At 66.0% G+C, this 10,362-nt stretch carries 9 protein-coding genes; 1 reads left to right on the top strand and 8 read right to left on the bottom strand.

Annotated features, from left to right (window positions below):
* Positions 1-163: 163 nt before the first annotated feature.
* The 5 genes from ACQR1D_RS28300 to ACQR1D_RS28280 form a co-directional block, all read right to left on the bottom strand.
* Complete coding sequence (locus tag ACQR1D_RS28300) at positions 164-529, bottom strand: hypothetical protein (protein WP_315801345.1); 366 nt, start codon at positions 527-529, stop codon at positions 164-166.
* Positions 530-721: 192 nt separating this feature from the next.
* Positions 722-1,384: a sulfite oxidase-like oxidoreductase gene (locus tag ACQR1D_RS28295; protein ID WP_434894211.1), complete on the bottom strand. Its 663-nt coding sequence runs from the start codon at positions 1,382-1,384 to the stop codon at positions 722-724.
* Positions 1,385-1,410: 26 nt separating this feature from the next.
* A complete protein-coding gene (locus ACQR1D_RS28290; RefSeq protein ID WP_434894210.1) occupies positions 1,411-2,733 on the bottom strand; it encodes an MFS transporter in 1,323 nt (440 codons plus the stop codon).
* Between the two features lie 411 nt (positions 2,734-3,144).
* On the bottom strand, positions 3,145-4,566 hold the full coding sequence (locus tag ACQR1D_RS28285; protein ID WP_315801342.1) for an amidase: 1,422 nt from the start codon (positions 4,564-4,566) through the stop codon (positions 3,145-3,147).
* Between the two features lie 79 nt (positions 4,567-4,645).
* Positions 4,646-5,422, bottom strand: coding sequence for an SDR family oxidoreductase (locus ACQR1D_RS28280; protein WP_434840160.1), 777 nt, complete (start codon positions 5,420-5,422; stop codon positions 4,646-4,648).
* 168 nt (positions 5,423-5,590) lie between these two features.
* Here ACQR1D_RS28280 and ACQR1D_RS28275 point away from each other — a divergent pair, with 168 nt between their 5' ends.
* Positions 5,591-6,664, top strand: a complete 1,074-nt coding sequence (locus ACQR1D_RS28275; protein WP_434840161.1) for a tartrate dehydrogenase — start codon at positions 5,591-5,593, stop codon at positions 6,662-6,664.
* A gap of 343 nt (positions 6,665-7,007) precedes the next feature.
* Here the strand turns inward: ACQR1D_RS28275 and ACQR1D_RS28270 are convergent, their stop codons facing one another.
* From ACQR1D_RS28270 to ACQR1D_RS28260, 3 genes are all read right to left on the bottom strand, one after another.
* Positions 7,008-7,919: an NAD(P)-dependent oxidoreductase gene (locus ACQR1D_RS28270; protein ID WP_434840162.1), complete on the bottom strand. Its 912-nt coding sequence runs from the start codon at positions 7,917-7,919 to the stop codon at positions 7,008-7,010.
* Between the two features lie 218 nt (positions 7,920-8,137).
* Positions 8,138-9,388 (bottom strand): Zn-dependent hydrolase, encoded by a 1,251-nt coding sequence (locus ACQR1D_RS28265; RefSeq protein ID WP_434840163.1) that lies wholly within the window; start codon positions 9,386-9,388, stop codon positions 8,138-8,140.
* The gene (locus ACQR1D_RS28260; protein ID WP_315801337.1) at positions 9,385-10,347 is read right to left on the bottom strand and encodes a LysR family transcriptional regulator; all 963 of its coding nucleotides are present in this window, start codon (positions 10,345-10,347) and stop codon (positions 9,385-9,387) included. The genes ACQR1D_RS28265 and ACQR1D_RS28260 overlap by 4 nt, the downstream gene beginning before the upstream one ends.
* Positions 10,348-10,362 lie beyond the last annotated feature (15 nt).

Genomic DNA, 10,362 nt, shown 5'->3' with positions numbered 1-10,362 from the left:
CAAAAACCCACAACAGTTGAGCCTCGCAATATGCGGAAGCTGAACCGGACAGCCGTGGGACAAGCCCGGCCATGACGGAGTAACTAACTAGCCAGCTCGCGCGTTGCGACGTTGGGCTGTTGCCAGCCTAGATCCGCGATCAATCTCACCAGCCCCGCCACGATCACTCGCGCTGAGGCAGCAGCTCGATCACCTGCTCACCGTTCCGGATCGCTGTCGGCAGGTCCTGCGCGACGAGATCGGCAATCCATCGGACCAGCTCGGGAAGAGCTTCGTCCTTCGCCTGCCGGCGGAGTGGGGGCAAGTCGCGCTCGTGCGCTGTGCCCACTTTGATGTTGAGACGCTCATATGGAATGTCGCCGTCCGGCGGCCGATATCGCGCATCGAACAGACGCCGGCCGTGGCTGCGAACGAGGTGGATGCGAATGCCGCCAAGATCTCGTGCGGTCAGCGCGGCCAGGATGACGCTCGGCTTGAGAAGGTACCCATAGCCCTTGGGTATTTTGCCGGTTTCTGAGGTGAACTCCATGTTGTGTCTCTGGCACGTTCGGATATCGCGGTGGCCGCGCTTCGGTGCGGAAGCGATAACATGTAGTCCGTAGGGTGGGCAAAGCGAAGCGTGCCCACCATTCTTTTCTTTTTTGCGGGGCGAGGGTGGGCACGACGCTTCGCGTCTTTGCCCACCCTACGGCTCCGTTGGCCTGGCTTGAGCGGAGCCCGATCACTCCGAATAGCGCTGCTCGGCCCAGGGATCACCGCGGTTGTGATAGCCGCGCACCTCCCAATAGCCGGGTTTGTCGGAGTCGAGAAACTCGATCGCCTTCAGCCACTTTGCGCTCTTCCAGAAATACAGATGCGGCACCACGACCCGCACCGGGCCGCCATGCTCCCTGGTGAGCGGCGCGCCGGACCAGCTGTGAGCGAGCAGCGCATCCTCGGCGGCGAAATCCTCCAGCGTGAGATTGGTCGTGTAGCCGTCGTAGGAATGCAGCACGACGAAATTGGCGGTGTCGCGCGGCCGGCAGGCGGCGAGCAGGTCGCGCGTGGCAAGGCCTTCCCATCGATTGTCGTAACGCGACCAGGTCGTCACGCAGTGAATGTCGGATGTGAACTGGCGCTGCTCCTGGGCGCGGAAGGCAGCCCAGTCCCAGAACAGGGGATTTTCCACCGCGCCATAGACGTCGAGACGCCAGCGCTCCGATGCGACCGACGGCGTCAGGCCGAGGTCGAGCACCGGCCAGTCGCGGGTCAGGTGCTGGCCCGGTGGCAGGCGCTGGTCGTCGGGCCTGATGATGCGGCCGGTCAGGAACTTGCCTTCGCGTGCCCAGCGCTCCTTGGCTCGGCTCAGCTTGCTTTCGGGCGGCAGCCCGGACTCGTCAGCCATTGGCACCCCTCGTCAGTTCGCCCTGCTCATTCGTGCCTGTGCATCGCCGACGCATGCTTGGTGTCGCGCATGGTCGCATAGATGAGCAGCGACAGGAAGATTACGCCGGTAAGATAATAATAGAACCAGGTCTCGTGCCCAATGCTCTTGAAGTAGAGCGCGATCGCCGGCGCGGTGCCGCCGAACAGCGAGACGGTGATCGCGTAGGGCAGGCCGACACCGAGCGCACGGACATTGGTCGGAAACAGCTCGGCCTTCACCACCGCGTTGATCGAGGTGTAGCCCGCCGTGAAGATCCAGGCACCGCAGATCAGCAGGAAGGCCGTGAACGGCTCCTTGGTGCCCTTCAGCACGGTCAGAATCGGGATTGTCGCCAGGGTGCCGGCGACGCCGAAGAAGATCAGCAGCGGCTTGCGGCCGATGCGATCGGAGATCGCCCCATAGAGGGGCTGCAGCACGCAGGCGAACAGCAGCGAGCCGAAGATCACCATCGTGGTCTGGTCTGCTGTCAGGCCGACCGAGAGCTTCACGAAGGTCTGCATGTAGGTGGTGAAGGTGTAGAATGCCGCGGTGCCGCCCGCGGTCAGGCCGACCACCAGCAGGAGCTCCCGCGGATATTTGAACAGCGCGGTGATCGAGCCGGAAGGGCCGACGGTCTTCTTGGCCTCGACGAAGGCCTCGGTCTCGTGCAGGTTCCGCCGCATCACCGCGACGAAGATCGCGAGGCCGGCACCGATTGCGAACGGAATGCGCCAGCCCCAGGCCCGCAATTCGTCCGGGGTCAGGAACACCTTCTGCAGCAGCAGGAGCACGATGATCGCGGTGAGCTGGCCGCCGATCAGCGTGACGTATTGGAAGCTCGAATAGAAGCCGCGATGCCTGGCGTCGGCGACCTCGGACAGATAGGTGGCGCTGGCACCATATTCGCCGCCGAGGCTGAGGCCCTCGATGACGCGGGCGAGCGCCAGGATGATCGGCGCGGCGATGCCGATGGTGGCATAGGTCGGCGTCACCGCGATGATCAGCGAGCCGAAGCACATGCAGAGCACCGAGACCGTCAGCGACAGCCGCCGGCCGTGGTGATCGGCAAGATAGCCGAACAGCCAGCCGCCGAGCGGGCGCATCAGGAAGGTCGCGGCGAACACGACAGCGGCGTTGAGCTGCTCGACCACCGGGTCCTTCGATGGAAAGAAGGCCGGCGCGAAATACAATGCGAACGCCGTATAGGCATAGAAATCGTACCATTCGACCAGGTTGCCGGCCGAGCCGATCAGGATCGCCTTGATGCGGCGCTCGACGTCGCTGAATGTGGTAGCGTCCGCGGCAGGCGGCAGCGCTTGGTCTGTCATATCCGGTCTCCGGCAAGCGTGATTTGCGGCCCTTCTACGGCAGCCCCCCGGATTGCCAACAGACGATAACGGACATGGGTCCCATGTTCAGCGCATGGAACTCTGCGCCAATCAAAGCAGAACTGCCGCCCCTCAGGGTGAGCGGCGCTGCTCCGCCTCGCTGGGAGAACCATCAGGCCAAGGTTCGGGGCCTCGCCCTTCGAGACGCTCGCCTTCGGCGAGCTCCTCAGGGTGAGGGGGAAGGTCGGGGGAAGGTCATGCCGGAAAGAGCGAACTGTGCAGGCCAGCGAGAATCTCAACCCTCATGGTGAGGAGCCCGCCGAAGGCGGGCGTCTCGAACCATGAGGCCAGCGCCCGGGCCTGACCCTTCGAGACGCCGCTGCGCGGCTCCTCAGGGCGAGGGGGAGCATTTCACCTCGGCGCGCGCGGATCGATCGGCGTGGAGCTGGCGACTCCCAGCACGTCCTCGAGCAGCTTGGCACCCGCCAGCAAACCGGCGTCGTTGCGCGGCCGCGCGATCACCTGCAACCCCACCGGCAGGCCCGACGCGGTGAAGCCGCATGGCAGCGAAAGCGCCGGGCAGCAGGCGAGCGTGATCGTGTAGACGATGCCGAGCCACTGCACGTAGTTGTCGAACTTCTGTCCGGCGCATTCGGCGACGTAGCGGTTCTCGACCGGGAAGGGCGGCACGATGGTGGCCGGCGCCAGCAGCAGGTCATAGGTCTCGAAGAACTTGACGGCGCGAGCGGTCATCGCCACGCGCTGCGCTTCGGCGCGGGTGATCTGCGCGACGGTGAGCTTCAGCCCTTCCTCGATGTTCCAGATCACTTCGGGCTTGAGCAGGTCGCGCTTGGTGCGCAGCAGCTCCTGCTTGCTCATCGCGAAGTCGAGCGCGCGCAGCACGTGGAAGCATTCATGCGCCTCGCTGAAGTCCGGATGCGCCTCCTCGACGATGACGCCGAGCTCGGCGAAACGCTGCGCCGCTTTGCGGGTGACCGCGATCACTTCGGGATCGACCGGCGTGATGCCGAGATCGGGCGAATAGGCGACGCGGATCGGCTTCTTGCCGGAGCGGGCGGCGGTGAGGAAGGAGGTCGCGGGCGAGGGCAGCGAGATCGGGTCGGCGGCGTGCTCGCCGCTCATCGCGTCCAGCAGCAGCGCGAGGTCCTCGACATTGCGGGCCATCGGGCCCTGGACGCCGAGATTGCGGTCGATGGCGACGGCCGGCGTATGCGCGACGCGGCCGAAGCTCGGGCGCAGGCCGACGATGCCGCAGAAGCTCGCGGGATTGCGCAGCGAGCCGCCCATGTCCGAGCCGTGCGCCAGCCACGCCATGCCGGTCGCAAGCGCAACCGCTGCGCCGCCCGACGAGCCGGCGGCCGAGCGCGACGTATCCCAGGGATTGCGCGTCGCACCGAACACCTCGTTGAAGGTGTTGGCGCCGGCGCCGAACTCCGGCGTGTTCGACTTGGCGTAGATCACGCCGCCATTGGCTTCGAGATGCTCGACCAGGAGATCGGAGTGTTCCGGAATCCGGTCCTTGAAGATCGGCGAGCCCTGCGTGGTCAGTACGCCCTGGACGTCGGTGAGATCCTTGATCGGCACGGGCATGCCGGCGAGCAGGCCGCGTTCAGAGGCCTTCTTCTGCATCAGCGCCTTGGCGTGATCGCGCGCGCGATCGAAGCACAGCGTCGGCAGCGCATTCACCTTGCCGTCGACGGCCGTGATGCGCGCTTCCAATGCATCGAGGCAATCGAGCGGGGTGACCTCGCCGGCCTTCAACTTGTCGACGACGGCGCAGGCGGTCTCGCGGATCAATCCCTGGTCGGCCAAAGCTTGGTTCTCCTGATTGGAAGCATCCCGGCGCCATGTCGTAGACCATGTTTCGCCGGACGTGGAAAGGTCGCCGCGATCAACCCCACCCTGCACTGATGCCGCCATCGACGGTATAGATCACGCCGGAGGTGTAGCCGGCACGATCGGACGCCAGGAACGCCATCAGGTCGGCGATCTCGCGTGGATGCGCCGGACGCCCGAGCGGCAGGCTCTTCTGGAATTCCGTGTAGCGGCTCTCGTCGCCGAACTGCTGCTTGGCGCGGGTTTTCAGCAAAGTGACGTGCCGGTCGGTGCCGACCGGGCCGGGGTTGATGCCGACAACGCGGATGTTGTCGGCGAGGCTCTTGGAGCCGAGCGCGCGCGTGAAGGCCATCAGCGCGGCGTTTCCGGCGCTGCCGCAGATGTAATTGGCGTCGAACTTCTCGCCGGCCGCGCCGATGTCGTTGATGATGACGCCGCCCCCGCGCGCCTTCATGTCAGCATAGACAAGGCGCGTCAGGTTGATGAAGCCGAACACCTTGAGGTCCCAGGCGTGGCGCCACGCCGCCTCGTCGATCTTGTCGATCGGCCCGCCCGGAATGTCGCCGGCATTGTTGACGAGGATGTCGATGTCCGCGGCCTCCTGCGCGAGCCGCGTGACATCCTCGGATTTGCGCAGGTCGACCACATGCGCGGCCGCATCGATCTGGTGCTTCGACCGGAGCTGCTCGACCAGCGCCGACAGCCGGTCGCCGCTGCGCGCCGCGAGCCGGACGTGGCAGCCTTCCTCGGCGAACGCTTCGGCCGCCGCGGCGCCGATGCCCTTGGAGGCGCCGGTGATGAGAACGCGCTTGCCGCGCAGGTGAAGATCCATGGACACTCTCGCTGAAGGGGAGGAGACCGGATTGTCTTGTGCGATTGTCTTGCGCGTCAGCCATGCGGTCAATCTTGCACCGCAGCGTTGCGCTTCCCGGTCGTTTGGTCCATTCAGGCGATCGACGATTTCAGCCGGAACACGGCGCAACACGCAAGGATCCGCTCGATGAGCAAGAAGCCCTATCGCATCGCAGTCATTCCCGGCGACGGCATCGGCAAGGAGGTCATGCCCGAGGGCATTCGCGTGATCGAGGCGGCCGCCAAGAAGCACGGCGTCGCGGTGCAGTTCGATCATTTCGACTTTTCGAGCTACGACTATTTCGAGAAGCACGGCCAGATGATGCCGGACGATTGGAAGACGCAGATCGGCAGCCATGACGCGATCTATTTCGGTGCCGTCGGCTGGCCGGCCAAGATCGCCGACCACGTCTCGCTGTGGGGTTCGCTGATCAAGTTCCGCCGTGAGTTCGATCAGTACGTCAACCTGCGCCCCGTGCGCTTGATGCCGGGCGTGCCGTGCCCGCTGGCGAACCGCAAGCCGGGCGACATCGATTTCTGGGTGGTCCGCGAGAACACCGAGGGCGAGTATTCGTCGGTCGGCGGCCGCATGTTCCCCGACACCGACCGCGAGTTCGTCACGCAGCAGACGGTGATGACCCGCACCGGCGTCGACCGCATCCTCAAATTCGCTTTCGAGCTGGCGCAGTCGCGGCCGAAGAAGCACCTGACCTCGGCCACCAAGTCGAACGGCATCTCGATCACGATGCCGTATTGGGACGAGCGCGTCGAGGCGATGGCCAGGAACTATCCGGGCGTGAAGTGGGACAAGTACCACATCGACATCCTCACCGCGAATTTCGTGCTGCATCCGGACTGGTTCGACGTCGTCGTCGGCTCCAATCTGTTCGGCGACATCCTGTCCGATCTGGGACCTGCCTGCACCGGCACCATCGGCATCGCGCCGTCGGGCAACATCAATCCGGAGCGCAATTTCCCGTCGGTGTTCGAGCCGGTGCACGGCTCGGCGCCCGACATTGCCGGGCAGGGGATCGCGAACCCGATCGGCATGATCTGGTCGGGCGCGATGATGCTGGAGCATCTCGGCGAGAAGACCGCAGCGCAGGCGATCGTCGGCGCCATCGAGCGGACGCTGGCGGAACGGACGTTGCGCACGCGCGATCTCGGCGGCAATGCCGACACCACGGCGTGCGGCAAGGCGGTCGCGGAGATGGTGGATTAGTCGCAGCCGTTTGTTGTCGCCCCGGCCGGGGGCTGATGACACCAGTACGTAGGGCGGGTTAGCGCAGCGTAACCCGCCGGCTTCTTCATCGCTACGGGATGGCGGATTACGCTGCGCTAATCCGCCCTACGCGTCTGCCTCCGTCTGCTCTCGATAGATCACGCGGTATGGGTCCCGGCGTCGCGTGCGCAATTGCGCACTAGGCCGGGACGACAATGGTGGTTGCGGCCACAACTCGGGCAACACCGTCATTGCGAGGAGCGCAGCGACGAAGCAATCCAGGGTCGTCGCGGGACTCTGGATTGCTTCGCTTCGCTCGCAATGACGGAGGAGAGGGCGCGGACTACTCGTTCGCCACGCGGCGGCAGTGCTCCCACGCGGCGTGGATCAGGTTCTCGCTCGCCTCGGGCGTTCGGAACGCCGAGTGTGCCGACAGTGTCACGTTGGGGATCGTGGTCAGCACGTGGCCGGCCGGCAGCGGCTCGGTGGTGAAGACGTCCAGGCCGGCGTGGCGGATCTGGCCGGAGCGGAGCGCGTCGATCATCGCGGTCTCGTCGACGATTGCCGCGCGGGCGGTGTTGACGAAGATCACGCCGGGGCGCATCTGCGCGATGCGCTCGCGCGACAGGAAGCCGCGGGTCTCGTCGTTGAGCAGAAGATGCAGCGAGACGACGTGGCTGTTCTGGAGCAGCGTCTCGAGTTCGACGAACTCCACACCGGGATGGCTCTTCGGCGAGCGGTTCCAGGCGATCACCTTCATGCCGCTGCCCGACGCGATGCGCGCGACTTCCGCGGCGATGCCGCCGAAGCCGATCAGGCCGAGCGTCTTGCCGGTGAGCTGCATGCCGTCGTCACGCAGCCAGTTGCCGGCGCGCATCTCGCGGTCCATCTGTGCGATGCCGCGGGCAGAGGCCCACATCAGCGCGATGGCGGCTTCGGCAACCGCGGTGTCGCCGTAGCCCTTGATCAGATGCACGGTGATGCCGAGCTCCGCGAGCTCCTCCGGGTTCATGTAGCTGCGTGCGCCGGTGCCCAGGAAGACGACGTGCTTGAGCCCCTTGCAGTGCCTCGCGACGTCGGTCGGGAGCGCGGTGTGATCGACCACGCCGATCTCGGCGCCGTCGAGGATCGCCGGCCAGTCCTCCGGCTTGATGTCGGGGTCGAGATGCACGCGCATCTCGGGATCGCCGGATTTGCGCTGCCGCTCGAAGATCTCGGCAAGCGAGTCGTTGGCGTCGATGAAAACTCCGCGCACGGATACCTCCTGACGAGCCCCGATGAGACAAGATGGGGCAGGGCAACTCAATGTGGTTCAACTTGAAGCATCTCGGGCCTCATGGTTCGAGACGCGCCTTCGGCGCTCCTCACCATGAGGGGAAGCAGCGACATCGAAGACTCTCCCCTCATCCTGAGGAGCCGCGCAGCGGCGTCTCGAAGGATGAGGCCCTAGACAAGCCCGCGAGCGTCAGCCCGTCACGACGCCACGCCGGCCAGCGACAGCACCGTGTGCAGCAGCACATTCGCGCCAGCGGCGCAGTCGGATTGGGTGGCGTCCTCGAGCTCGTTGTGGCTGATGCCGTCCTTGCAGGGGACGAACACCATCGCGGCCGGCATGATGGTGTTGAGGTTGCAGGCGTCGTGGCCGGCGCCGGAGGTGATGCGGCGGTGGGAATAGCCAAGCGTGCCGGCGGCGCGTTCGACGGCATCGACCAGCTTGGGATCGAAATGCGTCGGCGGCTTGCGCCAGACCTGGTCGATCGCGATCTCGACCTTGCGCTTCTTCGCAATCTCGCCCGCAGCCGCGCGTAAACTGGCGTCGAGCTCCTCCAAGGTATCGGCATTGGCGCTGCGGCAATCGATGGTGAAGGCGATCTCGCCGGGGATGACGTTGCGCGAGGGATTGGCGATGACGGCCTCGCCGATGGTGGCGACCGCGTTCGGCCCGAGCCTGATCGCGATCTGCTCCAGGGTCAGCGCGAACTCCGACAGCGCCAGCAGTGCGTCGCGGCGCAGCGGCATCGGGGTCGAGCCGGCGTGGCTCTCGAAGCCCGTGACCTTGCCGTCGTACCAGAACACGCCCTGGCCGTGATCGACCACGCCGATGGTCTTGTTCTCGGCCTCCAGGATCGGGCCCTGCTCGATATGCAGCTCGACGAAGCCGGAGAATTTCTGCGTGCCGACCTTGGCCTCGCCGCGATAGCCGATGCCGTCCAGCGCTTCGCCGACGGTCGTGCCGTCGGCATCCTTGCGCGACAAGATGTCCTCGACGGTGAAATCGCCGACATAGGCGGCAGAGGCCATCATCGCCGGCGCGAACCGCGAGCCTTCCTCATTGGTCCAGTTGACGATGCACAGCGGCGCGTCGGTCTCGATGCCGGCGTCATTGAGCGTGCGGATCACTTCCAGCGCGCCAAGCGTGCCCAGAATGCCGTCGAACTTGCCGCCGGTCGGCTGGGTGTCGAGATGCGAGCCGAGCCCGATCGGGGCCTTCGACATGTCGCGCCCCTTGCGAAGGGCGAACATCGAGCCGAGCGTGTCGACATGCACCTCGAGCCCGGCGTCCTCGCAGGCCTTGCGGAACCAGTCGCGGACCTGCTTGTCCTCCTGGCTCAGGGTCAGCCGGCGCACGCCGCCCTTCGGCGTGGCGCCGAACCTGGCGGTCTCGTGGATGCTGTCCCAGAGGCGGGCGGAATCGATCTGCAGATTGGTGACGGCGCGGCTCATGCTTGAATTCCCTGTACTCCGGCATCCTGTCCATCGCGCGCCGCGACGGCGGCGTCAACCGACGCAGAGGGATGGCTGGCCGTCTGCGCCGTCCTCGCTGCGAGCTCGGCGACGCGTTCGATCGCGACCATCTCGGGCGACGACAGCCAGCTCGCGGTGAAGGTCAGCGGCGGAATCCGTAAATCCGTCTGCAGCTCCTGCAGGCGGCCACGCTCGATCTCATGCGCCACGATCGCTGCCGGGATCACGGCGACGCCGAGGCCCTCGACCGCCATGTGGATCACCGTCGCCAGCGACGCGCTGGCGTGCAGCCGCATCGGCGGCAGATGCGGGCGGTTGAACAGCGAGCGCACATTGTCATAGGGCTGGGTGTTGCGCGGGAAGGTGATGATCGGAAAGCGTGCCATCTGCTCGGCGGTGACCACGCCCGTGCCGAAGCCGAGGGCAGGGCTGGCGAGGAAGCTGATCGGATAGTCGCACAGCACGCGGCTGCGGATGCCGGACTCGGACGGCGCGCCCAGTGCGAAGGCGAGCTCGATCTCCTGCGCCAGCAGGCGCGCGTGCAGGTTCGGCGTGACGTCGACCTCGATCTCCAGCGACAGGTTCGGATAGCTCTCGTTGACGCTCTTGATCAGCCGCGGCAGCCAGTCGTGCACGATGGTCTCGGCCACGCCGAGCCGGAGCACGCCGCGCATCGCCGAGCGGTCGCCGACCTCGGCCAGCATTTCCGCGCGCAGGCCGATCAGCTTCTCGGCATAGACCAGCATCTGCCGTCCGCTGGCCGTCGGCGACGCCACGCGATGATCGCGGTTGAGCAGCTTGACGCCGAGCTCGCGCTCGAGCTGGGCGATGCGCTGGGAGATGGCCGGCTGGGTGGTGTTCAGGCGCTGCGCCGCGCCGCGGAAGCTGCCGAGCTTCACCACCCAGAGAAAGGTCTCGATGGAACGGAAATCCAACATCGCGCCCCGCTCGGA

The organism is Bradyrhizobium sp. HKCCYLRH2047 (assembly GCF_051168175.1).
Taxonomy (GTDB): Bacteria; Pseudomonadota; Alphaproteobacteria; order Rhizobiales; family Xanthobacteraceae; genus Bradyrhizobium.
This window is presented reverse-complemented; position numbering and strand designations above follow the sequence as displayed.

Excerpts from the sequence above, each read along its gene's own strand:
- ACQR1D_RS28290 (WP_434894210.1), bottom strand. The coding sequence starts at position 2,733 with ATGACAGACCAAGCGCTGCCGCCTGCCGCGGACGCTACCACATTCAGC.
- ACQR1D_RS28300 (WP_315801345.1), bottom strand. The coding sequence starts at position 529 with ATGGAGTTCACCTCAGAAACCGGCAAAATACCCAAGGGCTATGGGTAC.
- ACQR1D_RS28265 (WP_434840163.1), bottom strand. The coding sequence starts at position 9,388 with ATGAGCCGCGCCGTCACCAATCTGCAGATCGATTCCGCCCGCCTCTGG.
- ACQR1D_RS28275 (WP_434840161.1), top strand. The coding sequence starts at position 5,591 with ATGAGCAAGAAGCCCTATCGCATCGCAGTCATTCCCGGCGACGGCATC.
- ACQR1D_RS28260 (WP_315801337.1), bottom strand. The coding sequence starts at position 10,347 with ATGTTGGATTTCCGTTCCATCGAGACCTTTCTCTGGGTGGTGAAGCTC.
- ACQR1D_RS28295 (WP_434894211.1), bottom strand. The coding sequence starts at position 1,384 with ATGGCTGACGAGTCCGGGCTGCCGCCCGAAAGCAAGCTGAGCCGAGCC.
- ACQR1D_RS28280 (WP_434840160.1), bottom strand. The coding sequence starts at position 5,422 with ATGGATCTTCACCTGCGCGGCAAGCGCGTTCTCATCACCGGCGCCTCC.